The 25,863-nt window shown below is 61.9% G+C and carries 31 protein-coding genes and 1 pseudogene; 13 read left to right on the top strand and 19 right to left on the bottom strand.

All coding sequences use genetic code 11. The annotated features are described in order from the left end of the window. Positions 1 to 10: 10 nt before the first annotated feature. Genes P3T22_RS01045 through P3T22_RS00995 form a run of 11 tightly spaced genes read right to left on the bottom strand, consistent with a single transcriptional unit; the run spans position 11 to position 9,740 of the window. Complete coding sequence (locus P3T22_RS01045; protein ID WP_429323969.1) at positions 11 to 1,501, bottom strand: aldehyde dehydrogenase; 1,491 nt, start codon at positions 1,499 to 1,501, stop codon at positions 11 to 13. A 40-nt stretch (positions 1,502 to 1,541) separates the two neighbouring features. After that, positions 1,542 to 2,372 (bottom strand): aspartate dehydrogenase, encoded by an 831-nt coding sequence (locus P3T22_RS01040; protein WP_429323968.1) that lies wholly within the window; start codon positions 2,370 to 2,372, stop codon positions 1,542 to 1,544. Then, positions 2,365 to 4,023 (bottom strand): thiamine pyrophosphate-binding protein, encoded by a 1,659-nt coding sequence (locus tag P3T22_RS01035; protein WP_429323967.1) that lies wholly within the window; start codon positions 4,021 to 4,023, stop codon positions 2,365 to 2,367. The genes P3T22_RS01040 and P3T22_RS01035 overlap by 8 nt, the downstream gene beginning before the upstream one ends. Then, complete coding sequence (locus tag P3T22_RS01030) at positions 4,016 to 4,813, bottom strand: SDR family oxidoreductase (RefSeq protein ID WP_429323966.1); 798 nt, start codon at positions 4,811 to 4,813, stop codon at positions 4,016 to 4,018. The genes P3T22_RS01035 and P3T22_RS01030 overlap by 8 nt, the downstream gene beginning before the upstream one ends. Next, positions 4,810 to 5,691 (bottom strand): IclR family transcriptional regulator, encoded by an 882-nt coding sequence (locus P3T22_RS01025; protein ID WP_429324163.1) that lies wholly within the window; start codon positions 5,689 to 5,691, stop codon positions 4,810 to 4,812. The genes P3T22_RS01030 and P3T22_RS01025 overlap by 4 nt, the downstream gene beginning before the upstream one ends. Positions 5,692 to 5,712: 21 nt before the next feature. Further along, entirely contained in the window at positions 5,713 to 6,603 is an 891-nt protein-coding gene (locus tag P3T22_RS01020) for an alpha/beta fold hydrolase (RefSeq protein ID WP_429323965.1), read from the bottom strand. A gap of 39 nt (positions 6,604 to 6,642) precedes the next feature. Then, positions 6,643 to 7,170 carry a cupin domain-containing protein gene (locus P3T22_RS01015; RefSeq protein WP_063500490.1) on the bottom strand — a complete coding sequence of 176 codons (528 nt, stop codon included), beginning with the start codon at positions 7,168 to 7,170 and terminating at the stop codon, positions 6,643 to 6,645. 26 nt (positions 7,171 to 7,196) lie between these two features. Continuing rightward, a complete protein-coding gene (locus P3T22_RS01010) occupies positions 7,197 to 7,973 on the bottom strand; it encodes an SDR family oxidoreductase (protein ID WP_063500491.1) in 777 nt (258 codons plus the stop codon). Further along, complete coding sequence (locus P3T22_RS01005) at positions 7,966 to 9,063, bottom strand: aromatic ring-hydroxylating oxygenase subunit alpha (RefSeq protein ID WP_063500492.1); 1,098 nt, start codon at positions 9,061 to 9,063, stop codon at positions 7,966 to 7,968. The genes P3T22_RS01010 and P3T22_RS01005 overlap by 8 nt, the downstream gene beginning before the upstream one ends. A 49-nt stretch (positions 9,064 to 9,112) precedes the next feature. Then, positions 9,113 to 9,424, bottom strand: a complete 312-nt coding sequence (locus P3T22_RS01000; protein ID WP_063500493.1) for a recombinase-like helix-turn-helix domain-containing protein — start codon at positions 9,422 to 9,424, stop codon at positions 9,113 to 9,115. Position 9,425: 1 nt separating this feature from the next. Continuing rightward, a complete protein-coding gene (locus tag P3T22_RS00995; protein WP_020068683.1) occupies positions 9,426 to 9,740 on the bottom strand; it encodes a non-heme iron oxygenase ferredoxin subunit in 315 nt (104 codons plus the stop codon). Positions 9,741 to 10,180: 440 nt separating this feature from the next. On the opposite strand from P3T22_RS00995, the gene P3T22_RS00990 reads away from it, so the two are divergent. After that, a complete protein-coding gene (locus P3T22_RS00990; RefSeq protein ID WP_429323964.1) occupies positions 10,181 to 11,257 on the top strand; it encodes a porin in 1,077 nt (358 codons plus the stop codon). 103 nt (positions 11,258 to 11,360) lie between these two features. Here the strand turns inward: P3T22_RS00990 and P3T22_RS00985 are convergent, their stop codons facing one another. Further along, positions 11,361 to 12,332, bottom strand: coding sequence for an IclR family transcriptional regulator (locus P3T22_RS00985; RefSeq protein ID WP_429323963.1), 972 nt, complete (start codon positions 12,330 to 12,332; stop codon positions 11,361 to 11,363). Between the two features lie 172 nt (positions 12,333 to 12,504). Here P3T22_RS00985 and P3T22_RS00980 point away from each other — a divergent pair, with 172 nt between their 5' ends. Then, positions 12,505 to 12,792 (top strand): hypothetical protein, encoded by a 288-nt coding sequence (locus tag P3T22_RS00980; protein WP_429323962.1) that lies wholly within the window; start codon positions 12,505 to 12,507, stop codon positions 12,790 to 12,792. A 133-nt stretch (positions 12,793 to 12,925) separates the two neighbouring features. Then, positions 12,926 to 14,611: an acid phosphatase gene (locus P3T22_RS00975; RefSeq protein ID WP_063500497.1), complete on the top strand. Its 1,686-nt coding sequence runs from the start codon at positions 12,926 to 12,928 to the stop codon at positions 14,609 to 14,611. 39 nt (positions 14,612 to 14,650) lie between these two features. On the opposite strand, the gene P3T22_RS00970 is transcribed toward P3T22_RS00975, so the two are convergent. After that, on the bottom strand, positions 14,651 to 15,325 hold the full coding sequence (locus P3T22_RS00970) for a DUF4410 domain-containing protein (protein ID WP_429323961.1): 675 nt from the start codon (positions 15,323 to 15,325) through the stop codon (positions 14,651 to 14,653). Between the two features lie 160 nt (positions 15,326 to 15,485). On the opposite strand from P3T22_RS00970, the gene P3T22_RS00965 reads away from it, so the two are divergent. Continuing rightward, positions 15,486 to 15,848, top strand: a complete 363-nt coding sequence (locus P3T22_RS00965; protein WP_063500499.1) for a DUF3564 domain-containing protein — start codon at positions 15,486 to 15,488, stop codon at positions 15,846 to 15,848. Positions 15,849 to 16,013: 165 nt separating this feature from the next. Here the strand turns inward: P3T22_RS00965 and P3T22_RS00960 are convergent, their stop codons facing one another. After that, positions 16,014 to 16,163, bottom strand: a complete 150-nt coding sequence (locus P3T22_RS00960) for a hypothetical protein (RefSeq protein ID WP_429323960.1) — start codon at positions 16,161 to 16,163, stop codon at positions 16,014 to 16,016. A gap of 136 nt (positions 16,164 to 16,299) precedes the next feature. Here P3T22_RS00960 and P3T22_RS00955 point away from each other — a divergent pair, with 136 nt between their 5' ends. The 6 genes and pseudogenes from P3T22_RS00955 to P3T22_RS00930 all read left to right on the top strand — a co-directional run bounded on the left by P3T22_RS00955 (position 16,300) and on the right by P3T22_RS00930 (position 19,516). Beyond that, entirely contained in the window at positions 16,300 to 17,049 is a 750-nt protein-coding gene (locus P3T22_RS00955; RefSeq protein ID WP_429323959.1) for a DNA/RNA non-specific endonuclease, read from the top strand. Further along, positions 17,042 to 17,302 (top strand): hypothetical protein, encoded by a 261-nt coding sequence (locus tag P3T22_RS00950; protein WP_063500548.1) that lies wholly within the window; start codon positions 17,042 to 17,044, stop codon positions 17,300 to 17,302. Before P3T22_RS00955 ends, P3T22_RS00950 begins: the two co-directional genes overlap by 8 nt. Positions 17,303 to 17,376: 74 nt before the next feature. Then, positions 17,377 to 17,553: pseudogene (locus P3T22_RS00945) on the top strand (aminotransferase class III-fold pyridoxal phosphate-dependent enzyme); the annotation flags it as partial. A gap of 167 nt (positions 17,554 to 17,720) precedes the next feature. Next, on the top strand, positions 17,721 to 18,092 hold the full coding sequence (locus P3T22_RS00940) for a hypothetical protein (RefSeq protein ID WP_063500550.1): 372 nt from the start codon (positions 17,721 to 17,723) through the stop codon (positions 18,090 to 18,092). 195 nt (positions 18,093 to 18,287) lie between these two features. Beyond that, entirely contained in the window at positions 18,288 to 18,629 is a 342-nt protein-coding gene (locus P3T22_RS00935; RefSeq protein WP_429323958.1) for a hypothetical protein, read from the top strand. A gap of 2 nt (positions 18,630 to 18,631) precedes the next feature. Then, positions 18,632 to 19,516, top strand: coding sequence for a 4-hydroxy-tetrahydrodipicolinate synthase family protein (locus P3T22_RS00930; protein WP_429323957.1), 885 nt, complete (start codon positions 18,632 to 18,634; stop codon positions 19,514 to 19,516). A gap of 55 nt (positions 19,517 to 19,571) precedes the next feature. On the opposite strand, the gene P3T22_RS00925 is transcribed toward P3T22_RS00930, so the two are convergent. Then, entirely contained in the window at positions 19,572 to 20,150 is a 579-nt protein-coding gene (locus P3T22_RS00925) for a lytic transglycosylase domain-containing protein (RefSeq protein ID WP_429323956.1), read from the bottom strand. Between the two features lie 194 nt (positions 20,151 to 20,344). Next, on the bottom strand, positions 20,345 to 21,058 hold the full coding sequence (locus tag P3T22_RS00920) for a Crp/Fnr family transcriptional regulator (protein WP_429323955.1): 714 nt from the start codon (positions 21,056 to 21,058) through the stop codon (positions 20,345 to 20,347). Positions 21,059 to 21,149: 91 nt separating this feature from the next. On the opposite strand from P3T22_RS00920, the gene P3T22_RS00915 reads away from it, so the two are divergent. Then, positions 21,150 to 21,701, top strand: coding sequence for a DUF962 domain-containing protein (locus tag P3T22_RS00915; RefSeq protein WP_429323954.1), 552 nt, complete (start codon positions 21,150 to 21,152; stop codon positions 21,699 to 21,701). 8 nt (positions 21,702 to 21,709) lie between these two features. Here the strand turns inward: P3T22_RS00915 and rarD are convergent, their stop codons facing one another. Together rarD and P3T22_RS00905 are read right to left on the bottom strand one after the other, a co-directional pair. Then, positions 21,710 to 22,606 (bottom strand): EamA family transporter RarD, encoded by an 897-nt coding sequence (gene rarD, locus P3T22_RS00910; RefSeq protein WP_429323953.1) that lies wholly within the window; start codon positions 22,604 to 22,606, stop codon positions 21,710 to 21,712. Between the two features lie 459 nt (positions 22,607 to 23,065). Beyond that, the gene (locus tag P3T22_RS00905; RefSeq protein ID WP_429323952.1) at positions 23,066 to 23,281 is read right to left on the bottom strand and encodes a hypothetical protein; all 216 of its coding nucleotides are present in this window, start codon (positions 23,279 to 23,281) and stop codon (positions 23,066 to 23,068) included. On the opposite strand from P3T22_RS00905, the gene egtD reads away from it, so the two are divergent. Continuing rightward, positions 23,280 to 24,263 (top strand): L-histidine N(alpha)-methyltransferase, encoded by a 984-nt coding sequence (gene egtD, locus P3T22_RS00900; protein WP_429323951.1) that lies wholly within the window; start codon positions 23,280 to 23,282, stop codon positions 24,261 to 24,263. The genes P3T22_RS00905 and egtD overlap by 2 nt on opposite strands. A 33-nt stretch (positions 24,264 to 24,296) precedes the next feature. Here the strand turns inward: egtD and P3T22_RS00895 are convergent, their stop codons facing one another. Further along, positions 24,297 to 24,590 (bottom strand): acylphosphatase, encoded by a 294-nt coding sequence (locus P3T22_RS00895; protein WP_063500556.1) that lies wholly within the window; start codon positions 24,588 to 24,590, stop codon positions 24,297 to 24,299. Between the two features lie 176 nt (positions 24,591 to 24,766). Here P3T22_RS00895 and hpnA point away from each other — a divergent pair, with 176 nt between their 5' ends. After that, on the top strand, positions 24,767 to 25,777 hold the full coding sequence (gene hpnA / locus P3T22_RS00890) for a hopanoid-associated sugar epimerase (RefSeq protein ID WP_063500557.1): 1,011 nt from the start codon (positions 24,767 to 24,769) through the stop codon (positions 25,775 to 25,777). Positions 25,778 to 25,863: the final 86 nt, after the last annotated feature.

Here is a 25,863-nt window from a genome sequence, read left to right as displayed (position 1 = left end):
CTCTTGCGTATTAGTTCGCCCACGCCAGCGGCGCGTCGTTCAAGCCCCAGTAGAGGCTCTTCTGCTGCATGTATTCGCGGATGCCGAGACGGCCTTTCTCGCGTCCCATGCCACTCTCCTTCCAGCCGCTGAACGGCGTCGAGATCGAGAACAGCTTGTAGGTGTTGATCCACACGGTGCCGGTCTCAAGCGCGCGGGCGATCCGGTAGGCGCGTTTGTAGTCGCGCGTCCAGATGCCGGCGGCAAGGCCGAACACACTATTGTTCGCTTCTTTCAGCAGCGAGGCTTCGTCGTCGAACGGCATCGCGACCAGCACCGGGCCGAAGATTTCTTCCTGGCAGATGCGGGCGTCGTTCGTGAGGCCTTCGAGAATCGTCGGCTGGAAGTAGGTGCCTGCTTCGCGGCCATCGCCGACCGGGCGCTCGCCGCCGCACAGCAGGCGGCCGCCCTCTTCCAGACCCAATGCGACGTAACGTTCGACTGTTTCGCGATGCGCCGCGGTAATCAGCGGACCCATCTGTGTTTCCGCACGCGACGGATCGCCGACGCGCAGCTTGCGTGCGCCTTCCGCGAGACGCTTCATGAACGCGTCGTAGATCGAACGCTGCACGAACAGGCGCGAACCCGCGATGCACGCTTCGCCTGACGAACTGAAGATGCCGTACAGCACGCCGTTCACTGCGTGGTCGAGATCGGCGTCGTCGAATACGATGGTCGGGGACTTGCCGCCGAGTTCGAGCGAGACCGGCATCAGCTTGTCCGCTGCGATACGCGCGATACCGCGACCGACTTCGGTGCCGCCCGTGAACGACACTTTCTTGACCAACGGATGGCGCACCAGCACGTCGCCGATCACCGAGCCTTTACCCGGCACCACGCTCAGGATGCCCTTCGGCACACCGGCTTCTTCGCAGATACGAGCCAGCGCCAAGGAGACCAGCGGCGTGACCTCCGCCGGCTTCAGTACCACAGCGTTGCCACCTGCCAGTGCCGGGGCCAGCTTCTGCGCGTCCGAAGCAATCGGCGAATTCCATGGCGTAATCGCCGCGATCACACCGATCGGCTCGTAAATACTCATCGTCAGATAGTCGCCACGCGAGGGCGTGACTTCTTCGTCGAGCGTTTCGAGGCACGCCGCGAAGTAGCGGAACGTGTTAGCGGCGCTCGCCACCAGCACGCGCGTTTCGCCGATCGGCTTACCGTTGTCGCGGCGCTGCAATTGCGCGAGCGCTTCGTGACGCACCATGATCAGATCGGCAATGCGGTACAGAATCAGCGCGCGCTGATGCGGCTTCAGACCCGACCAATTCGCCTTGCGCCATGCGATATCCGCGGCTTCCACGGCTTCGCGGGCGTCATCGGCATTGGCCGTCGAGATTTCCATGTTGACCGACTGATCCGCCGGATACAGGCTTTTATACGGCTTGCCACGCCCTTGCCGCCATTCGCCGCCGATGAAAATATTGCCGTTGGGCACGAGGCTGGTATCGAAGTGAGTCATGTCGGTCGTTCCGGTTTGCTTCAGCTAATCAGCTAATGTCTTAAATCACGCAACGGGCCGCGCGATTGCGTAGCGCACGAATCGCGCTGAATGCGGTCAATGCGGACGTCTTCGGGTTGTCCGGCAGCGGCTTGCCGCACATTTCCAGCGACATCTCGCCGAATGCGCCGCGCGCCACAATGCGGTGCACATTGCGCAACACGTTCGGGTCGGCGATCAGGCGCACCGTGGTGTGGTCCAGCCCCAGGCCGGCAAGCGCGATCGTCGCGGCGACGTTGGCGTTCTTTGGATACAGGCGCGCCGCTTCACGTGCGCTGCCTTCGAAAATCACGGTCTCTTCGCTCAGTGTGTGCAGATTGCAGACCTGTTCCGCGGGCGTGCCGAGCCAACCCAAAGGCGGCTTGCGGCCCGTGTACAGCACTTCATCGAGACCGCCGAGCCTGGCGGCCGACAACGCATCCACGCCGCCGATTGCGCCCGACAGCAGCGTCAACGTTGCGTCGCCTTCATCGGCCGCCGCGGAGAGCGCGTCCAGCAACATCATGTCGGATAGCGCGCCGATCGAGGCCACCGCGCAATCCGTACCGGCTTTCAGCAACGGCACCACGTGATCGACGAGTGCGCTGTGCCCCGCGCATTCCAGTGCGAAATGCGGCTGGCTGCTCAACGCGGACACCGACGCCACCACATCGACCGACTCGCCCACCACTTCACGCACCGACGCCATGTGGCGTTCCGGCACGATCACGTGCGACACGTGCACCGTCGGATCCGACTCGACCGAGCGATACACCGCCTGGCCGATTGCGCCGAAGCCGATCATCGCGACGTCGATGGGCGCGTGATGCCCCGCGTAGCCGGTCTCACGCATGTTCCGGCTCCTTTTCCTTGACCGGTGGCCCTGCGAACGCGGTGGCGAACGAGCCGACCGACAGCATGTCCACTTCGACCAGTACGGGGCCCGTCTTCGCCATGCCTTCGCGGATGATCTCCTCGGCCTGGTCGAGCGACTTGATGCGGTAGTGCGTGAGCTTCAGGCTCTCGCAGAACTGCGCGAAATCCGGCTGGTGCAGATCGACGTAGCAACGGCGGCCGCCGTATTGCGCGTCCTGAATATTGCGGATCACGCCATAGCACTGGTCGTTCATCAGCACGATCATCACGTTGGCGTTTTCCTGCACGGCCGTCGCGAGTTCACCGACGTTGACCATCAGGCCGCCGTCGCCGACCAGGCACACGGTCTTTGCCGCATTGCCGGCAAGTGCCGCGCCGATACCCATTTGCATGCCCTGGCCGATACCGCCGCCGAGTGCATGAACGCCCGCGCGCGGCGAGAAAATCTTCAGCAGGCGGTTACCCCACGTGCTGTTCGAAATCGTGACGTCGCGCACCCAGTTGTAGTCGCGGCCTACAGCCTGTTGCAGCGCGTCGACGAGGCGCTTGTACGGGCCCAGGCCCTTGCCCACATCGGCGACTGCGCTTTCGCGTGCGGCGGCCAGATCATGTGCGAAAGTGGGATCGACCTTCAAGCGGCCTTCGAGCAACGTCGCGAGTTCTTCGAGCACCGACGATGCGTCGCCATGAATGAACATGTCGTTGCGATAGCCGCGGTTGTCGGCGAGCGCGTCGGCGTCGATGCGATACAGCGGTTGCGGCAACGCCAGCTTGTACTTCAGCGTTTCGTTGCCACGCAGACGCGAACCGACCACCACCAACGCGTCGCACGTCTTGTAGAAGCTTTCGACAGCGGCATGCACGTTGAACGCGCCGAGCGTCGCCGGATGATCTTCAGGCAACACGCCACGACCCTGCACGCTGGTCACCACACCGAAGCCCAAGGCCACGAGACGTTCAACCGCAGCACGTGCATGACGCGTGCCGCCGCCGAGCCACAACAGCGGACGCTTTGCATTCGCCAGTTGATCCGCGAGTTGCACGACACGCTGGCTGCAATGTGTGAGCGTGGTGACATGCGGCGCGGCCAGGTCGGCAGGCCATTCGATTTCGGCCGCTTGAATGTCGATCGGAATTTCGACGCTGACCGGCCCGCTCGGCGCGGTTTGCGCAACACGTACGGCTTCGCGGATCGTCGGCAATGCGGTTTCGACGGAGCGCACGCGGAACGCGGCCTTCGAGATCGACGACAGCATCGACAATTGATCCGGCGCTTCGTGGATATAAGCGAGGTCCTTGTCGAGGTATTCGGTTTCGATCTGGCCGGTGACGTGCAGCAACGCGGTGCCCGCGGTCAGTGCTTCGACCATCGCGCCGGCAGCATTACCTGCTGCAGTGCCCGTGCTCGTGAATGCCACGCCAAGGCCGCCGGAAACACGGGCCAGGCCATCGGCCATGTTCACCGCGCCCGCTTCGCCACGTGCGCCGACATAGCGAATCTTGCCGCGATTGTGGATCGCGTCGAGGATCGGCATGTTGTGAATCGAGATCACGCCGAATGCGGTTTGAACGCCGCATTGCTCGAGAAAAGCGGCGATCAGTTCGCCAACGGTGGTTTTGTTAGACATGTCGTGCAACGCCTCCAGAAACATCGATGTGACTGCCCGTCGTATAGGACGACAGCGTCGTAGCCAGGTAAAAGAGTGCTTGTGCGGCTTCTTCGGGGCGACCGAAGCGGCCTAGCGGAATGTTTTTCTTGCGTGCCAGTTCGGCGGTCCAGTCTTCCCAGCTCTGGCCCGGCTGCGCTTCTTTCGCGTAACGGCGGCGCCATTGACCCGATTCGACGATGCCGATCAAAATCGAATTCACGCGGATACGCTGCGGCGCAAGTTCGACCGCGAGCGATTTAATGAGGCTCAGCACGCCGGCACGTGCCGACGAAGTCGCCACCATGTGCGGCTCGGGTTGCAGTGCGAGCAGCGAGTTCACGCAGACCACGGCGGGGTTTGACGCATCGCGCAGCATCGGCATAAACGCGCGGGTCGGGCGGATCACGCTGAAGTACTTCAAGTCGAGTTCTTCGCGCCAGGCGTCGTCGGTGGTGTCGGCGAACGTCGACACGCGACCCTGGCCTGCGTTGTTCACCAGCATGTCGGTGCGGCCAAAGCGTGTTTGCACCGCTTGCGCAAATGCGTTCACTTCTTCCGCGTTCAGCACGTCGCAGGTTTGCGCCAACAGCTGCGCTTGGGGAAACTGCGCCTTCAAAGCGGTTTCCGCTTGCGCAAGCCGTTCGCTGTCGCGTCCGCAGATCGCGACCGAAGCGCCTGCTCGCAGAAACAGTTCGGCAGTCGCAAGGCCGATGCCGGACGAACCGCCCGTCACCACCGCCACCTGTCCGGTCAAGTCGATTTGGATCATTTGAGCCCCAGTGCCTTCATGTATTTCGTGCCCGCGTTCGGGCTGCCCTTCGGCCGATAGTTGAGCCGCTGCGACAATTCGTCAGCCGCGCGGCGGACCTTGTCGATCAGACCGCTGTCGAGCAGCGAAGCGTCGATCTCGTGACGCGGAATCGTCGTTGTGATCACCGCGACGATGCGGCCCGCGTCGTTGCGCACCGGCGCGCTTACCACCGAAATGCCGCGTTCGAATGACGACTCGCTGATCGCGAAGCCGCGCCGTGCGTCGTCGCGAACGCGTTCGTACAGGTCGTCGATCGTGGCGGGCGTTTGTTTTGTGAAGCGTTCGAGTTCCGGCTCGGGGTAGAGCTTTTTCAAGTCGTCGAGCGTCATGTCGCCCATCAGTACCTGGCCGTGCGTCGTCGCGTGAGCCGGCAGGCGCGTGCCGACATTCACCTTCACCGAGCTGAAGATCGGCGCATGGCTTTGCGCTTTGGCGACGAACACGACATCGCGTCCGTCGCGAATCACGATGTGGCTGGTGAGGCCGGTGTCGTTACGCAGCGCTTCGATGATCGGCAAACCGAGGTCGGTCAATTCGAGCGAGCTCAGATATTCGAAACCGAGCCGCAGCACCGCGACGCCGAGGCGATAGTTGCGGTCCTTGTCGGCGCGCTCGAGAAAACCGAGCGATTCGAGCGTTTGCAGCAGACGGAACACCGTCGTGCGGGGAATCTTCAGGCGCTTCGATAATTCCGGTGCGCCGAGAACCGGCTCGCGCGGCGAGAACTCCGTCAGAATCTTCAGACCGCGCTCCAGACCCGGCACGCGATAGCTGATCTCGCTGCTGGTGTCTGCATCGTTGCGGTCGTCGTCCGCGTCGCGCTCGGCGCTAACCATGTCATGCGTGTCGGACGTCATTCATTGGCTCCGTTGTCCGTCGCTCGCGCGGCAGAACGTGTCGATGATCGCGGTGTACGCGGCGGGTGCTTCGATATAACCTGCATGCCCCGCGCGTGGCACGACCTGCAGTTTGGTGCTGGCGGCGAGAGCAAGTCGCTCGCAGGCTTCGGGGGGCGTAATGGCGTCGTCTGCACCGGCCGCGATGTTGATGCGGCCTCGGTAGCGCGCAAGATCGCTGGCGAGATCGGCATTGGCTAGCAGATGCGTTGCCTGCGCATAACCGTGCGGAATCACGCGCGACATGTTCCAGCGCACCCATGCGCGCGCTTCGTCGCTCGCATGCGCGGACAACATGTTGGCGCTGCGTTGTTCGGCGAGACCTTGCGGGCCGAGTTCGTTAATCATGGCGAGACGCTGATCGCGTTTCGTCTCGCGCACTTCCGCCGACGAAGCGCCATAACCGCGAGCCGGCGACAACAGCAGCAAGCCGTCCACACGCTGCGGATTCGTCACGGCAAACGCACCAGCCATGATCGCGCCAAGCGAATGCCCCAGCAGCACGCAGCGTTCAATGCCAAGCGCGTCGAGCCAATCCTTTAGTACAGTTGCGTAATCGCTTGCAGCGGGCGAATCGGCTTCTACAGGTGTTGATGCGCCATACCCTGGCGCATCCCATGCCAGCACACGACGCGTCTCACCCAGCACTTCAAACTGCTGAACCCAGGAAGCCGCGCCCGAGCCGATACCGTGAAGCAGCACCAAAGGCAGTGCTTCGCTTGCGGCGCTATCCACATCGCGATAGCTCACCGCACGTTGCGATGCCAGCCGGATTTGCTGCGCGGGAAAGCGTGCAAGGCATGCTTCGAGCGTAGCGTTCTGATCGACGGTAGCGGACGGGACTGCGGACATGATTTCCTTCGCGGGTGATTTCAAAGCGACGTTGAGGGCTTAGCGCTTGAGCTTGGCCAGCGGTGAATCCGGCGGATACGTCGGCGTGATCGGTTTGGCTGCGCCGAGCATCACGCACATCAACGCGTCTTCCTCACCGATATTCACTTCCGTGCGATACACGCCCGGCGGCACCGAAATCAGATCGCGTTCGCCAAGCACGGCTTCCCACGTTTCACCGTCTTTCTCGCAGATCACTTTCATCTTGCCGCGCAGCACGAAGAAAATTTCTTCGACATCCATATGAATATGGCTTGGGCCGATGTTGCCGGCCGGGATCACCATCGTCGAAAACGTGAAGCCGCCCGCGGGCACCGTGTTCACGTCCTTCGCGACACCCGTGCCGCCCGTGCCGACATAGCGCATTTGCGCACGGCGATATTTCGGGTCGTAGTCGGCCTGAAACTTCAGCGCGTCCCAGTCATAGCGACGCGTTTCCAGGCGCGCGACGCGGCTGTCCAACCATTGTGCGAAGCTCGCGTCCGCGGGTTGGTCCCAGGAATTGCGTTCGAGTTCGGCATCCGCCATCTCTTTCTCCTTTCGATTCGACAAGATCAATTCATCACGAAGCCGCCGTTGACCGGCAGCAACTGGCCGGTCACGAAGCGCGCGGCATCGGACAACAGGAACAGCACCGGCCCGGTAACGTCGTCGGGCACTTGTGCGCGCGTCAGCGCTCGGCCTTGCAGGTAATACTCGTGACGCTCGGCGGGCACGTAAGCGGTGGCTTCGACTTCGGTGAGGCCCGGCGCGATCGCGTTGACCGTCACTTGATGTGCGCCGAACTCGCGCGCCAGCGAGCGGGTCATCGAGATCACGGCGCCCTTGCTCGCGACATACGCGAGCAGCTTCGGCGCGCCCCACATCGCCGTGTCCGACGCAATGTTGACGATGCTGCCGCGGCCCGAGTCGCGCAGATACGGCAATGCGGCGGTGCTCATCAGCCACGTGCCGCGCACGTTGACGTTCATCACGGCGTCCCACGTATCGACCGACAACTCGTCGGCAAACTTTCCGCCCGAGTTGGTGATCGCCGCGTTGTTGATCAGTGCGTCGAGGCCGCCGAGTCGAGCCGCGGCTTGACCCGCGAACTGCTTGATGCTGGCGGGATCAGCGAGATCCAGCGGCAGATACGTCACCGCGTGTCCTTGCTCGACCAGCGACGCAGCGAGCGCACGCCCTTCGTCATGCAGCACGTCGCCGAATACGACTTGCGCACCGGCTTGCACCAGCGACAGAACAAACGCTGCGCCGAGACCGCGCGCGCCGCCGGTCACAAGGACACGCCGGTCTTTGAGTGCTAACAATGCCGGTGACGCTTCGTTATGCATGGCTGTGGCCTGCTGCTTCGGTTTGAGCGCTGCCGGCCTGAGCAGCCCGAGCGCGATGCGCGTCCAGATCGGCAAAATGCTGCTGCGCGCGCTGACGCAGCATGCGGCGCACACGCGTCATGCCGACGTCGTGCTGATAGAGGAATTCGTGATTGCGCGCATTCGGCGCCATGCTTTCCAGCACGTAGCGGTCTTGCTCGAGCACGTCCCAATGCAGACCTTCCAGGCGGTTGCGGTACATGAAGCGCCATGCGTCGCGCTGCCAGCCCGACACCTTGCGGGTACGCCAGAAGTAAACCTGGCAATTGTTTTCGTCGATAGGCACCGCGAAGCCGATGATCCCGAAGTTGCCGCCCGGGCCGAACTTCTTCTTGTAGGGGATCGCGAGGCGCATCCACAGCGTGCCGGTTTCGCCGAGTTCGACCCAGTCGAAATTCACGTCGCGCTGGCCGACCTTTTCGAACATCAGACCGGTTTCCGTCTTGCGCACGCGCATGTCGGCCTGCTTGTCGCCTTCGGCCATCGAGTGCGAGGTCGCGTGCAGATAGGCACCGTGCATCGGGTCCATCACGTTGTCGATCGCGTATTGGTAATTGCACTTCCAGTTCGACATGCACAGGAAGTTCGCGTATTCCTCGCCGACCAGTTCTTCCGGCAGCACGAGCGGCGCGGGTTCTTGATGGGCGTCGTCGCCGAACCACAGGAAGATCGCGCCAGCATGCTCTTCGACCGGATAAGACTTCACGCACTTCTGGCCTTCCAGCGGGCAGTTCGAGACGGCCGGGACCTTGGTAACCGTGCCGCCGCCGTCGATTTCAATGCCGTGATACCAGCACGCAACGCTGCCGCCAAGGTTCCAGCCGAGCGACAGACGCGCGCCACGGTGCGGGCAGCGGTCTTCGAGCGCGCGGACTTTGCCTTCCTTGCCGCGCCACAGCACGATCTGATCGCCGAGGCGCGTGATGCCGACCGGCGCGCCGCCGACTTGCCAGCTCGGTGCAACGGGATACCAGTAGTTGCGCAGGCCACGGTTCAGATAGGACTGGATCGGGTCGGCCGCGGCTTGAGTCGTTGTATTGGGGGACGTCATGAAGAGACTCCGGATGCGAAAGCGGTGAAACGTGTTCGGGAAAGCGCGCTTATTCGGCGAGCAGGCGGAATTCGGCGGCGAGGCGGTCGGCGTCCCACGTGTTGCCTTCCGGGGTGCGGAAGCCCATGCGGTTCAATCCGTCGACGACTTCTTGCAACTCATTCGCGCCGGCTTCGAAAACCTGTTCGAGCGCATCGCCGAAATCGTTTTCGTATTGGGTCGGCTCCGCTTTACGCGTTTGCCAGACGAAGTTTTCGGCCTCGCCCGGCTTCTCGATCACGCCCTTGCCGGCGACATTGTTCGGCTGCGGCGCGAGCCACGGCTTCAGGAAGGGATTGAAGTTCACGGTTTGCTCTCGCATGTCATTCCACCTTGATCTGGATTTCTTCGCCGGCGAGACGTACCGAGTACATCTTCAGGTCGCGGCCACCGGGCTCTTTCAAGCACTTGCCGGTCGGGATATGGAACACGGCTTCGTGCAGCGGGCATTCGACGGTGTCGCCGTCGACAAAGCCCTGCGTCAGCAACGCGTACGCATGGGGGCAGACGTTTTCCAGCGCGTACAGCGCATCGCCCACCTTGTAGATGCCGATTTCGGTGCCGTCGAGTTTGAACTCGAGCGGCGCGTCTTCGGACAGGTCGCCGGCATGGCCGGCGCAGCGCCATTGTTCAGTCATTTCTCGCCTTCTCCTGAAGCTATATGTTCCATATACGGAACATCAGTTCGTGTATGGATAATTATAGGAGTGGCTTCGACTAGAGAAAATAGAAATCTGGGCCGGTAGGGGAAAACACCGACTGTGGCATCCACAAGACAGCTTTCCGTGAACTGACGTGAATGGCCGAATTTGCTTGAAAGCCTTTATGGGCTTCGGTTTTGCCATAATTTTCAGACGAATAGCCAAGCCCGCATACGGGTTTGTACGGGGTCCGAAAATTTACTTTGACCACGCCTAGACTCACTATAATTTTCCATAGGCGATACAAAAGCCCATAGGTGGAACATAAAGAGGTGCGGTTTTGGCGCATAAACCCGAAGCTGCATTCAACCCAAAGCAAGGATCAGGGACGACGAAATCGGCGCGAGCTATCCGTCGTGTGATCAGGAGAACCAACGGTGAAGCACATCATTGCGGCGGCCGGCTTGACGGCAATCTGCGCAACGACTGGCGCATGGGCGCAAAGCAGTGTGACGTTATACGGCAGCCTGGATTCCGGTATCGCGTATATCAGCAATGCAGGCGGCCATTCGAAGTGGATCGAGGAGCAAGGCAACATTCAGCCGGACCGCTGGGGCCTGAGGGGCGCTGAGGATTTGGGCGCTGGTCTGAAGACGGTTTTCCAGCTGGAAAACGGCTTCTATACGAACACGGGGGCGTTCGCCAAAGCCGGCGCGCTGTTCAATCGCCAGGCGTTCGTGGGCTTGAGTTCGGACCAGATCGGCACTGTGACGCTCGGCCATCAAACGCCGTTCAGCTTCGACGTGCTGGGTCCGTTTAGCACGGGTTATCAGGCCGCGAGCTGGTACGCGTTCCACCCGGGCAACATCGACGAACTCGCCGACACGGGCGTGGTGCCATTCGACAATTCGGTGAAGTTCCGCTCGGCGAGTTTCGCCGGCTTCTCGGTCGGCGCGATGATGGGTCTTGGCAACACGACCAACTTCTCGACCGGCAAGACACTGAGCTTTGCACTTAGTTATGCGAATGGTCCGTTCAGAGCCGGCGCGACCTATGCGAACGAGCACGACCGTACACCCTCGATCGTGACGACGGGCATCACCCACTTCCAGGGTGTCGCCGCGGCAAACTACACGGCGGACAAGGTCGAGAACATGGGCGCGGGCGCGTCATATCAATTCGGCAAGCTGCTGGTGCATGGTTTGTACACGCGTGTGAAGCTGGAGTCGCCCGGCCATTCGGACACGTATCAGAGCTGTGACGTGGGTGCGAACTACCAGTTCACGCCGTTCAACAGCGTTGCCGGCGGCGCCGCGACCACGACCCTGGCCGGCCATCGCTGGACGCAGTTCGAGATCGGCGATATCTACGCGCTGTCGAAGTCGACGCAGTTGTATGTGAATGCGCTGTATGAGCGCGCAGGCTCAAATACGGACGCCGCGTTCTTTACGGCGGGTGTGTCGAGCGGCCGGAACCAGACGATTATTCTGACGGGTATCCACCACTCGTTCTGATGTCAGTCATGTCGGTGTCGCTGCCAACGTCGACGCCGTAAAGCAAACGGCCCGGCTGCTTACGCACCCGGGCCGTTTTATATAAGCGAAAACAGAAGCCGGTTCAGTTCGCCGCAACCGGCTTGCGACGCGCTTGAGCCGCAGTCGGATCATCCGGCCGCGGACGATAGCTGAGCCGCTCGGACAACTCGAGCGCCGCCTGGCAAACCGCGATGATGAGCGGCTCCCGTTCTTCCGCTTCGCCGATATCGGAACGTGGAATGGTGACCGTCAGCGCGGCCGTGATCTTGCCGCTTTGATCGCGCACCGGCGCGCTCACGACCGAAATCCCTCGTTCGAAAGACGCTTCGCTCAATGCATAACCGAGCGCCGCGCTTTCGCGCACTTTCCCATACAGTTCTTCGACAGTCGCCGGCGTGCGTTCGGTGAAACGTTCGAGTTGCGGCTCGGGGTACAACTGGCGCAATTCGTCGAAGCTCAAATCGCCCATCAGCACCTGACCATGGACTGTGGCATGCGCCGGCAGACGCGTCCCGACATGCACCTTCACCGAACTGAACATCGGCTCATGGGTTTGCGCTTTGGCGACGAACACCACGTCGCGCTGGTCGCGGATCAGCAGATGCGTGCTGAGGCCGGTCGCGTCGCGCAAACGTTCGAGAATCGGCGTGCCGACGTCGGTGAGTTCGAGCGAACTCAAGTATTCGAAACCGAGCCGCAGCACCGCGACGCTCAGACGAAAGTAGCGGTCGCCGTTCACGCGCTCGAGAAAGCCTAAAGCTTCGAGCGTTTGCAATAGACGAAATGTGGTGGTGCGCGGAATGCCGATGCGCTTCGACAATTCGGGCGCACCCAGAATCGGCTCGCGCGCGCTGAATTCCGCGAGGATGCGCAGGCCGCGCTCCAGCCCCGGCACGAGATAAGTCGATCCGCCGGTGCTCTCTTCATCGCTGGAATCGGGGGCATCGGCGCCATCCGCGCGAGACAATGCCGCATCGTCCTGCGAAGCCGGGACTGTCGCACCACGTGGCCTTGCGTGCTTGCGTCCCGCTCCTGTCTGCTCTTCTTTTGCCATCTTGGCTGCCGTTTCTGCTGTTCATCGGGTACAGGTCAACATGATAGCGCGAAGCATGCGGCCTTCCGCGCCACCGCCATCGTTTCGCTCGGTGCTATCCTTTGGTGCGGTCCATCGCGCAAGGTCTCACTGCCGCGCGTTGACTCCCGCCAGGCGTCCGGAGGCCACGCTCATGTCCGATTCCGTTCAGATCCAGGTTGCCGACTCACATCTTTATCCGGGCTGCGCAGTGCATATCGCGCACCTGCCCGAACCGGCCCGCGAGGCCGAGGCTATAGTCGAATTCGCGGACGGCTCCGGCGCGCATGCCACCTGCCATCTGCGGACTTTCGACGAACTCGAATTGACCGTTGACGGTTACGCTACGCGGAGGCGTCATCCTGTGGACGCCCGACAATGGCTTCTGCTCGCCGTCGATTCGACGCACAACAGTTGGCGCGTGAAGCGACGATTACCTTAGCTGTGCAGGAACCTTCCGGCCACCTCGACTCCGAGACTCTGAACCCGGTGCCGCGCGCACGCCGCCCCGAGCCGCAGTTATCTCGCTCTATCTGGCTGTTATGCGCCCGTCACGCTAACCACGAAACCTACCGATGACAGACAACGACTCCACCCTGCCGCCGAACCCCGACAACGCCCCCGACGATCCCGAGCGCCGCCGTGTCCTGACCGGGCTTGCGGCGGTCGGCATCGGACTCGCGCTAACCGGCTGCAAGACCGAGCAAAGTACCGCGAGCGACACGGCGCCGCGCAGTGCCGCAGACTTGCGGCTCGACGCCGCGCTACGCGACCAGGTCAAGCAGATCGTGGTGATCTACGCCGAGAACCGCAGCTTCGCGAACCTGTACGGCAACTTTCCCGGCGTTCAGCATCCACTCGACGCGGTGAGCGCCGAGCGTTATCTGCAACTCGATCGCGACGGCAAGACGCCGCTGCCGCGCCTGCCGGCAATCTGGGGCGGCCTCGTGCCGCAAGCGCAGGAGGTGGACGGCAAGCGCTACATGATCGGTCAGAAGGACATTGGCAACTTGCGCAACGGGCCGTTCCACATCGCCGACGCGCAAGGCGCGCCGCTGCCGAACGGCGTAATCACGCGCGATCTGGTGCATCGCTTCTATCAGAACCAGATGCAGATCAACGCCGGGCGCAACAATCAGTTCGCCGCATGGGGCGATTCAGGCGGCCTGGTCATGGGGCATTACCGCAATTCCGCCGACACGCTGCGCCTGTGGAATCTCGCGCAGCAATACACGCTGTGCGACAACTTCTTTATGGCCGCCTTCGGCGGTTCGTGGCTGAACCACATCTTTCTGATCGCGGCGCAGGCGCCGTTCTATCCCGACATCCACAACAGTCCGGCGAAGAAGATGGTCTCGGTGGTGGACGGAGACGATCCGACCGGCACGCGACTCAAGCTGGCGGCCGACTCTCCCCCTTCCGCGCTCGACGGTCCGCCGAAGTTCGTCAACGACGGCGCGTTTACCGCTGACGGCTACGCCGTCAACACGATGGCGCCGCCCTACCAGCCGAGCAACGTGCGTCCGGCCGAAGGCGGCAATCCCGCCTTTGCCGACCCGTCGAATCCGCGCGTGCTGCCGCCGCAAAACTTCGCGACGATCGGCGACCGTCTAACGGACAAGGGCATCGACTGGGCGTGGTACAGCGGTGCGTGGCAGTACGCGTTGGAGCATCAGGACACGGGCGCAGTGCCTGACTTCCAGTACCACCATCAGCCGTTCAACTACTTCATCCATTACGCACCGGGCACTGCCGCGCGGCGCAAGTATCTGCGCGATGCGGGCCTCGGCGACGACGCCTCCACCAACCGCCTGATCGCCGATATCGATGCGGGGCGTTTGCCGCCAGTCACGTTCTACAAGCCGCAGGGCGATCTGAACATGCATGCGGGGTATGCCGACGTCGCATCGGGGGATCGTCACATCGCGAATGTGATCGAGCATATTCAGCGCGGCCCGCAATGGGCCAATACGGTCGTGGTCGTCACGGTGGACGAGAACGGCGGCTGGTGGGATCCGGTCTCACCGCCGAAGGGCGACCGTTGGGGGCCGGGATCGCGAATTCCCGCGTTGGTGATTTCGCCGTTGGCGAAGAAGGGCTATGTCGATCATACGGTGTACGACACCAATTCGATTCTTCGCCTGATTAGCCGCGTGCATGGGCTCGCGCCGCTCGACGGGGTTGTCGCACGAGATCGGGCTTTTGCACAGAATGGCTTGGCGCCGCTTGGGGATTTGACGGGTACGCTGGATCTGGCCTGAGCCGCCTAACTATCTCAGGGGTGGGCAGCAGCACGTCAATCACTGCGCCACCCCGTGCAGCTTCGCAATTACCGAGTCCGAAATCTCTTGTGCGGTCTTCTTGATCGTCTTTTTCTCGTCGCCGCTCGCCATCACGAACTTGGCCGCGATCACGTACGGATTGAGTTTGATCGCCGCACCAGGCTTTCCCTTGCTGTCGGCCTCTTCGACGGCCTGATAGAGCGGCGGCAAATCAGCCGTCCCCAGGCTGTCGCACGATACCGCTACCTGAATATCGTTCTGACCCGCACCAAAACCGACCATCGCACGTCTTAGACGATTGCCTTCGTCGACACTCAGAAACACGCCGCGCACTTGCCAACCCGCTGCGGGTAGTGGCTGACTGGGTGCAATGCGACGCGCGTCGACGCCACCTTTTTTCAAATCCGCAGTCAGCGCGTCCGCCATCTCGTTCACGATGTCCCTGGCGTGATCCTCGGGATTCTTGTCCTGGCCCAACGGTCCCGGACCGCTCGGCAGCAGACCGCGCAGGCGGCGCACACGTTGACCCGGTCCGCTGTCAGGTTTCACGTTGGCCACGTCGAGTTCGAAGTCGGACACATAGACGATCGGCGCCGGCGCTGCAAAGGGGATGCTGTCCGCCGCCGCACCGAGCGTCGATACCGCGCCCAGGCATCCCGCCACCATCGTGAGTTGCAGAAATCGACCCAGCATGGCGCGCCTCCGCGAATGTCTCATCGACGCGGCTATCGTACAGCCGTATGCGCGGTGCGTAAGTTTTTTCGTGCCCGATCGTCATACCTTTTTGCCTTGCATAACACGCGTTGCGGCATAGACTGTTAAAGCCATGCTTCGCAATTTGTATGGAACTGCTATGCGCCTGACCATCCTCATCAACGGTTCCGATCCCACCGTCAGCCACGATTACGCTGTGTTATGGCTCGACACCGATGAACACCGGTGGTCGAGAGAAGCGCATCAAGGGATCGATCTGCCCCCGTGGGGCGAGTTACACGACGACGACAATGGCGTGACCACCCTCTGTGCGCCGAGCACGGACGCGCCGCTGTGTACGCTGCGCGGATTGCATGTTGATCGCAAGCAGCGCGTGAGCGCGGCGCAAGGCGCCGCAGCGTGGACCGCCTTGCCTACGCGCGCGCCGACCCGCGGCTTCTGGCGCTTGCAAGCTGTCGACCGCCAGAACGTGCACGCCGAGCACAGCGTATTCGGTAATTAAGTTCCGGCGCTTTTTCGCCAGTCGAAATTTTTACTCACACATACCGCGCCGCCTGAGCGTGGGTAGCTTCGTGCGCGAGTTCAACCTTCAACACACGCCATACGCTGCATCGCGCGCGCTTAAGCCGGTCTTAAGTTTGCGCGCGTAGAGTTTTAAGTCCACGCATTAGGGTCGCTGCAAAGCGGCCCGCTTTTTTGGTGTGGGCTTTTTTGGTGTGGGCGTTATCCGCTCCATGCGCTCCATGCGCTCCATGCGCTCCATGCGCTCCATGCGCTCCATGCGCTCCATGCGCTCCATGCGCTCCATGCGCTCCATGCGCTAGCATCATTTTCATCGCTGTGGGCGCGGCGCAAAAAGCCTCTTCCTTCCCCCGTGTTTTCCTGTGTTTCACGTCGCTCGATATGGGTTCGCGACGCTATACTTGCGCCCCCATCCCTCGACTGACCGACACATGAAGAAGTGGTTTGCCTGTCTGTTATTCGCCGTTGCCGCTCACGCGAGCGCGGCGCCTTCCTGCACCCAGTTCACCCCGAATGCGCAATGGCCGGTTCTGACCAATCAGAAGATGGCCCCGAAAACGCGCATGCTTTGCTATAGCGATTTCGCGGTGCTGCATTCGGGTATCACGCATGGTCCGCTGTGGTCCGCCGAGCATCTGACGCGCGACCATATCGAAGCCGCCAAAGACATGGTTCGTACCAACAAATTCTTCGAAGATGCGCGTTTGCCCGACGGTGAAGGCGCAACGCTCGCGGACTATAAGCGCAGCGGCTTCGATCGCGGGCATATGAGCCCGGCAGGCAATCGCTGGAATCAGGAAGCGATGGCACAATCGTTTTCGCTGGCCAACGTCGTGCCACAGAACCGCGAGAACAATCAGCGCTTGTGGGCGCGCATCGAAACGTCGGTGCGTAAGATCGCAATGTCGTACGACGATACCTATGTGGTCACCGGGCCGATTTTCAGCGGCCAGCAATTGCAGACCATCGGACCGACGCGCGTCTTCGTGCCGACTCAGTTGTTCAAGGTGGTCTACGTACCGTCCCGGCAGATGGCGTTCGCGGTGATCGTGGACAACATCTCGACCAACCGTTACGACATGAGGACGATTCACGAACTCGAGGCGGCCTCGGGTATCCGTTTTCCGGGTATTCCGGAGAATCTCAAAGATCAGCGGCCGGGAGGACTGAAAGGTGTTTAAACCCTATTCGAACGATGACGACGTGCTCAACATCCAGGGCGATGCACTCACCGTCAGCAACGGCACCACGCGCGTGGTGCTGAACGGAACGCTGGAGCTGACTCGGGACCAGCGCGGCCTGAAGGCTGCGCTGGCGCTGAAGGAAGCGATCGATGCGGTGGTGGCTGCGCTGCAGGCGCAGGCCAGTCTGCCGGCGCAGGTGAAGGACGAGCCCGATGCGAAACCGGGCATTGTGCAGAATCCGTTTCAATAGCGCGCTCACGGAACACGACGTTAGGCTGTTGCTGGTGTAACGGCCGAGACCGCCCCCGCCGGCGTGGCGGGACTGAGATCCAGCGCATTTGCCGTCAGTACGACGTGCTGTTGTGCGCGGACGAAGTGATTGGGGGTTTCGGGCGCACCGGCGAGTGGTTCGCGCATCGGCACTTCGGCTTCTAACCAGATATGATCTGTATTACTAAGGGTCTGACGTCGAATTACGTGCCGATGGGCGGTCTGGTGATGTGCCGGCTGATCGGCGCCGGCGGATTCAGGACCCCGATATGTATCCGCCGTTACGTTTTGTCACCAGAGCACCGTCAACTGCTGTCCTCCGGCCAACGTTAAACCGGCAGCGCTGAAATATTTCAGCCGCTGCACAAAGAACAACCGGTTTAACCAGGAGTTACATCATGAAGACGCTTTTCGCTGCTCTCGCTTCCGCTCTCGTCGTGTCGACCGCATTCGCACAAACCGCCGCGCCGGCGGCCGCGCAACCCGCACAAACGCAGCCCGCCGGCCAAGCGAATCTGAAGGCGAGCACCGCCGCGCAAACCGGCGCCGCCGACAATGGCACGGCGACGACGAATGCGCCGACTAAAGCTGCTACGAAAGCGCATGTGAAAAAGGCTTCCGCCACACACACGGCGAAGACGCACAAAGCCACCAAGAAGACTCCGGTCGACACAAGCGCAAGCAAGACCAAGACGGACAGCACGAAAGAGGCCAGCACTGCCCCGGTAAAAACCGACGGCGCAAAAACCGACACGACGAAAGCGCAATAACACGTGATCGGTTTTCGGCACGCACCGGCCAGGCATGCGTAGTTAATCGAAGCCGAACTGTGCCGTTCAGGGAGGGCGAGTCTAATGACTCGCCTTTTTTTCGTCAGACACCCCAATTTTTGCACTGCGTTTACCCGTAGACGTCTAATCTCGAACTGTCTTGATCAACCATGGCGTCAACGAACGCCGCATCAAATGGCTCTCACGCAATCAATCGACGGCTTCGAAATGCAGCCGCTCAGCGCGCCGCCGGCCCAACGCAACAATGTGATTCCCTTCCCCGCGGCTCGCGCCCGCTTGCAGGTGACCCTGCCCCACCCTCCGCACGATCTTCCTGGCACCCAGCTGCGCACCCTGCTTCATTCTCCGCTCGGCGTGTATGTGATCAGCACAGAGGCCGTGCGCGAAGAAGTACGGGTGCAACTCGACATTGCGCTCGACGACCTCGATTTCACCTTGCATACGCTGGTCTCGACACTCCCGGCAGCACTGATCGGACCATTGAAGCGCCACCAAGCCGTCGCAAAGGCACACTAATCATGTTTTCAGGGATCTGGTTACCCATCGTTACCCCGTTGCGGAATGGCGAAGTCGACGTCGACGCGTTGCAGCGCCTCGCGGACTACTATCTGCGCACGGAGATCAGCGGTTTTGTCGCCTTGAGCACGACGGGCGAAGCCGCTTTGTTACAGGAATCGGAACGCCTCACCGTGTTGCAGGCGCTGACCGATGTGATCGGCTCCCGTTTGCCGATGCTGATCGGCGTCGGCGGCGCCAATACGCGCGACGTCCTGCACGATATTCAACGCTATGAGCGCCGGGACTGTGCGGGTTACCTAGTGTCACCCCCATCGTATGTATGTCCGGATCAGGCCGGCGTGCAATGGCATTTCGAACAGGCCGCACTCGCCACCGAGCGCCCCATTGTTTTGTACAACGTCCCGCATCGGACCGGCGTAACGATTGCGCCGGATACAGTTGCGCGCCTCACCGAGCACGGCAACATCGTCGCGATCAAGGAATGCGTGAAGGAGCACTTCAGCAAGCTGAGCGGCCTGCCGATCAACGTGCTGTGCGGCACCGACGAAGCATTGGACGACTGTCTGAACAACGGCGGCACAGGCGGCATTCTGGCAAGCGCACATGTTTGCGCGGATCTTCTGGTTGCCGTACAGGAATTGATCCGGGCCGATCGCGCCCCGGACGCCCGCAGTCTGTTCGCCTGCTTGCTGCCCGTGTTGCGTCTGCTGTTCGCCGCGCCCAATCCGTCCGCGATCAAAGCCCTGCTGGCCTTCGATCATTCAATGACGGACGAAACGCGCATGCCGATCACACGCGCTTCGGCACAACTCGTCGAGCGCCTGAGCACCGCGCGCGACCGGTTGCAAGACCTGCGCGCCGAGTTTGCCGGGGTGATGAGCTAACGGGCTAAAGCAAGAACAGGAAGGTCCGAGGAAGAATGCGCCGCGAATCAGTTCATCATTCGTGGCGCAAACTTGCGTCCAGGCGCTGCATCCGCAGCACGACGCGCTGCGCATAGCCGCGGCCGCCGCCGCTGTAGCGAAGCAGCGCGGCGTCGAGATCGCCGCCGCTCTCATCGAGGTAGCCGCGCAAGATGATCGAGCCGATCCGCACGTTGATCGCCGGATCGGACAAGTCAGTTGTGCCCGCAATCAATTGTGGATGCGCAGCGGGCAAGACCTGCATAAGTCCTCGCGCGCCTGCGATGCTGACCGCGTGGCGATCGAAACTCGACTCGACCGACATCACTGCAAGCAGCAACACCGGCGAGATGGCTTGGCGCTCGGCTTCGATCAATACCGCGCGCGCGATCTTCATGGATTCCAATGGCGCAACGCGAAACTGCGCGCGCAGCATGGCGGTGATATCGCTGAGCGCCGGCAAGCCGGCGTCAGGCGCGGCGTCGCTCGCGACAGTTGGCGCGGCCAATGCCGATTGTGCGTCGGCGGCCTGCACCGCCGCCGCAAGCGAGAAGACGATCGCCGCGAACATGACCTTCAAGCCGACTTTCGGGCGAAGGTCTCGTTGTGTTTTCACACCATTCAGAGCGCTCTTTCCATGCATGTGTTCGCTTCCTGACCGGGGGTGCCTCGACCTTACCGGGCTTGGTGTAGCGAATCGCCAAAGAAATAGGGGTGCGCCGTAAAATGCTTATAAAGATCCAGCATCGCGCGGGACCGCGGCGCGACTTATACGCATCTTTTGCTCTGCTTGCTGGGAACTCGGTTCGATCAATCCCCCGCTGGGTTCAGCTCAGCTAGCGCGTTGAGCTTTTGCGCATCGGCGATTTCGATTTCCGCATAGCCCAGCTTCAACGCACCCTGCGTTTCGAACTGTTTGAGCACCTGATTGATCGTCTGCCGCGACAAAGCCAGCATCATCGCCAGGTCCTCCTGCGGCACTTTGAGCACACGCCGCAGTGCGCCGGGTTCGCCGTAGCCGCCTGCCATCAACAACAAGCGGCGCGCCACGCGCTGCGCAGCCGGAAGCAAGGCGGCTTCTTCAATGGCATCGAACGCGAGGCGCAGCTTTTGGGTCAACAACAAACCGAAGACATGCCAATACTCGGGCGCGCGTTCGAGCAGCGCGGCAAGCGCGGCGCGCGGCACATGAAACAGCTCGGCATCGCGTTCGGCATACGCGTCATGGGTTCGCGGGCGGTTATCGAACAACGCGATCTCACCGAACCAGTTGACCGGCTCGATGACCGCAAGCAACGCTTCCTTGCCGGCCGAACTCGCCGCGCCAATTCGCACCAGACCGTCCAGCACGCAATAGAGGCCGTCGTCGGAATCGCCGCGCGTAAAGAGCCGTTCACCGGCCGTGAGGCGCTCGACACGCCCCGCCTGGATCAACTGCGCCTGCATGGCAGCGGGCGCCGAGCGAAACCACGCACTGCGCTCAAGCAGCGTGGCAAGCTCATTCGATGAAAAACTCACAGTCATAGGACGGCATCCGTGCCCGATTGTCGGCTACCCGATGGTTTCAAATTCGGCTGCCCGCGATTATGCTGACTTTGATCGAGGAGCGGCACCCATGAGAACGCTGACGCAACAGCTTACGCAATACGCGGCCTACCATCGTGACCGGCGCAATATCGCCACGCATTTCATCGGCATTCCGATGATCGTGCTGGCGCTGGCGGTGTTGTTGAGCCGGCCGGCTTTCGGCTTCGGTGCGCTGCCGTTTTCGTTGCCGTTTGCCTTATCGCCCGCGTGGGTGTTGTTCGCCGCGGCGAGCGTCTATTACCTCGTGCTCGACGTGCCGCTCGGGGTAATGATGACCGTGGTATCGGTGTTGTGCGTCGCGTGCGGACAGTGGCTCGCTGCGCAAGCTACGCTCACCTGGCTCGCCTCGGGCATCGGACTATTCGTGGTCGGCTGGGTGTTTCAGTTCATTGGCCACGTCGCATATGAACATCGCAAGCCGGCATTTGTCGACGATGTGATCGGCCTGCTGATCGGGCCGCTCTTCGTCCTCGCTGAAGCATTGTTCGGTTTCGGCTGGCGGCCGGCGCTGCGCGAAGCGATCGAGGCGCAGGTCGGCGCGACGCGCATCAATGCGGATCGCGCGGCGGCGCATCGCTGAAGCGAGGCTCAGCGCGTCGCAAAGCGAACGAGCCGCACGCTATGCAATGCCGTCAGCGCAACCGCAATCCAGATCGGAATATACGTGACTAATTGTGCGGCACTGAGCGTCTCGCCGAGCAACGTGATCGAGACAAACACGAGCAACACCGGTTCGACATACCCGAGGATGCCGAACAATGCGATCGGCAATAACCGGCTCGCCTTCAGATACGAAGCGAGCGCAATGGTGCTGAGCGCGCCGAGCCCTGGCAACAGCAAGCACCACATGTCGATACGGTTGCCGATCGTCGCAAGCGACCCGCCGATGACGACAAACACCGCCGCCGCGGGCAGCAGCAGCGCCATTTCCACCGTGAACATGGCCAGCGAATTTTGGTTGATTTTGCGGCGCAGCACGAAATACGGTGGATAGCCGAGTGCGACGAGCAAGGTGGGCCACGAAAAGGCACCCGTCATCCACAGTTCATGCGCGACGCCCAAAGCGGCGCAGATAACAGCGAGCCACTGCAGACCGTCGAGACTCTCGTGATAGTAGAAGCGCCCCACCAGCACCATCACGAGCGGCAGCAGAAAATAGCCGAGCGAGACTTCAAGCATGCGCCCATGCAGCGGCGCCCATAGAAACACCCACAGCTGCGCGCCCAGCAAACCTGCGCTGACAACCATCGCGGCGCCGAGCTTCGGTTCCGTCACCATACGGTAAAGAAGTTGCCGAAGAATAGGCAGGCGTTTGCGCAGCACGATCAGCAGAAGCGCCCCGGGGACGGTCCACACGACACGCCACGCGAAGATGTCGAGACCGCTCAGCGGCGCAAGCAACTTGGCGTAAGCGGACAGTAAAGCAAACATCGCCGACGCGCCGAGTGACAACGCGATCCCGCGCTTTGGGTCATACTGGTTCATCGCGCGGCTCGTGGCTCAATCCCTTTGGCATGCGGTGCGGGGGCGCGAGCAGATGCAGAAACAGGTGTGTGCGGCGCAGCATACGGCTGCACGCCTCGAGTTGTTGTCATTAGAAGTGAAGTCTCACAAGCTGGCAGTGCAGCGGGTAGTGCGTATCAGGCGCTGCGCTTTTATCTTCGATAAGCGATGCAAGCGGGCATTCTAGACGGGTTCCACGCCAACATGCTCGCTCATTCCTTGCGATTGGCAGCAATTTTTCCCGTGCGCATCGCGCGCCGATGCACTAGAACATAACTTCACGTGCGCCAGGCAAATCCGCAACTGCAACGCCGGCCATTTCCCGTGCAGTTGCTCAAGCGCGAATCTTGCTACGAAGTCTGGCGACACCGTTTGCAACGTCATCTGGGAGATCCTGGATATCCGTCGCAACCGTCAACCGTCAACCGTCATTTGCAACCGTCATTTGCAACCGTCTTCTGCAGCATCAATGAGCCGGGCTGGCAAAGGCAGTCCACGCGGACCGGGCCAGCCCTTCTTCCTCACGGCATGCATCAACTGCGTTTCGCCGCGCATCCAGCCCTTCTTCCTCACGGCATGCATCAACTGCGTTTCGCCGCGCATGCCGCCGCCCGGCCAGCAATCCCGCTCATCGAATGTGACTACTGGAGCCAGCATGACCCAGCCAGCCCTCTCGCACGACGCATCGCCCGATCTGCTTCGCGCTACCTTCGCCGCCGACGTACGCGCCGGACTCACGCACACGCCGCAGAAAGAGCTGCCGTCGAAGTATCTGTATGACGAAGTAGGCTCCGCGCTGTTCGAAGTGATCACCGTGCTGCCCGAATACGGCGTGACACGCGCCGAGGAGCGGCTGCTCACGAAGCACGCGGCGGATATCGTCGCGCACCTGCCGCACGACGTGACCGTCGCCGAACTGGGCAGCGGCAGCGGCCGTAAAACGCGGCGCATTCTGGAAGCGCTGTGTAAAAAGCGCCCCACTTCTTACTTCCCGATTGAAATTTCGCGCAGCGCGCTGCAGTTGTGCAGGCGCGAACTCGGCGACATCGAGCGCATCTCGATCGTCGGCTATGAACGCGATTACCTGGCCGGACTGGCTGAAGTGAGCAAGAACCGCGCGGCGGACGAACGCTTACTCGTGCTGTTTCTTGGCAGTACGATCGGCAATTTCGGCCGACTCGCGGCGACGCGTTTTCTGCGCGATATCCGCAACATGCTTGCGCCCGGCGACGCGCTGCTGCTTGGCACGGACCTGATCAAGCCGACGCCGGTGCTCGTGGCCGCCTACGACGATGCGATCGGCGTGACCGCATCGTTCAATCTGAATCTGCTGGCGCGCGTCAATCGCGAACTCGACGGCGATTTTCCGCTCGATGCGTTCGAGCACGTCGCGCGCTTCAATCCGGACGCGCGCAGCATCGAGATGCATCTGCGCGCGAAACGCAATGTCACCGTACACGTGGGCGCCGCGCAATTGACGGTCTCGCTCAAAGCAGGCGAAACCATCTGGACCGAGAGCAGCCACAAATATCGCGCGGACGAGATGCCCGCGATCGCCGACGATGCCGGCTTCGTGTGCAGCCATCAGTGGGTCGAAGATGGATGGGGGTTCGCTGAGAGTTTGCTGGTGGCGCGCTAGGCGCTCAGTCGTGCCTCGGTGGCCTCGGTGGCCTCAGTGCTGCTCGAAGCGCTCGTAACGCTTTTCGGTCGCGCGCTCCTCGCCGGTCACTTCGGTCACGCGCGCCGCCGGCGGCCCGTGCCGCAGCCACGACAGCATCCGGTCGACCTGGTTGGCCGAGCCCTGCAACATGGCTTCGACGGAGCCGTCGTCGAGATTCGCCACCCATCCCTTGATACCGAGCGCGTGGGCCTGCCGCACAGTGGCGTGGCGAAAGCCCACGCCCTGTACGGTCCCGCGCACCCGCACGTAATACGTTTCGATCCGCTGATCCAGATCCGGGGCCATGCCGTCCTCTCCTGTGTCCCATGCAACGCAAATCTTTCAAGCCGGCATTCTAGTCGCGTCGCGACGAGAATGCTCGGCGATGTCTCAGTTCGCCTGCGCGTCCAGGCCGCCCGGCGCGACACGCGGCCCGCGCGACACGTACAATCCGTCGACTGTCACGCAGGGAATGAAAGAGAATGACCGAACAGAATCGCGATCTCGTGCTCGTGACCGGCGCATCCGGCTTCGTGGGCTCGTCGGTGGCGCGCATCGCGCAGCAGAAGGGTTTCAAGGTGCGCGTGCTGGTGCGCGCTACCAGTCCACGCAAAAACGTCGAGGCGCTGGATGCGGAAATCGTCGTCGGCGATATGCGCGACGAAGCGTCGATGCGCAACGCGCTGCGCGGCGTGCGCTATCTGCTGCACGTCGCGGCAGACTATCGCCTGTGGGCGCCAGACCCGAGCGAAATCGAGCGCTCGAATCTCGAAGGCACCGAGGCGACCATGCGCGCGGCGTTGAAGGAAGGGGTCGAGCGCATCGTCTACACGAGCAGCGTGGCCACGCTGAAAGTCACCAGTTCCGGTCAGTCCGCGGACGAGACCTCGCCGCTCAAAGCCGACCAGGCGATCGGCGTGTACAAGCGCAGCAAGGTGCTGGCCGAACGCGCGGTGGAGCGCATGATCGCCGAGGACGGCCTGCCGGCCGTAATCGTCAACCCGTCCACGCCGATCGGTCCGCGCGACGTCAAGCCGACGCCGACCGGTCGCATCATCGTCGAGGCGGCGCTCGGCAAGATTCCCGCGTTCGTCGATACGGGGCTGAACCTCGTGCATGTGGATGACGTGGCCGCCGGCCATTTTCTCGCCCTCGAACGTGGCAAGATCGGCGAACGCTACATTCTCGGCGGCGAAAATCTGCCGCTGCAACAAATGCTGGCGGATATCGCGGCGCTGACCGGCCGCAAAGCGCCGACGCTGAGTTTGCCGCGCTGGCCGCTTTATCCGCTCGCCGCGGGCGCCGAAGCAGTCGCCAAGATCACGAAGCGCGAACCGTTCCTCACCGTCGACGGTTTGAAAATGTCGAAGAACAAAATGTACTTCACGTCGGCGAAAGCGGAACGCGAGCTCGGCTATCGCGCGCGACCTTATCGCGAAGGCTTGAGCGATGCGATCGAATGGTTCAGGCAAGCCGGGTATTTAAAGCCCTGATCAAGTCCTAACCCGGACACGATACTCCGCGCCGGGCCGCGCAAGCCGCATCACCCAGGTCGTGCAGGCCACGCCGGACGCTCCGG

Source organism: Paraburkholderia sp. GAS348, assembly GCF_050434205.1.
GTDB lineage: Bacteria > Pseudomonadota > Gammaproteobacteria > Burkholderiales > Burkholderiaceae > Paraburkholderia.
This window is presented reverse-complemented; position numbering and strand designations above follow the sequence as displayed.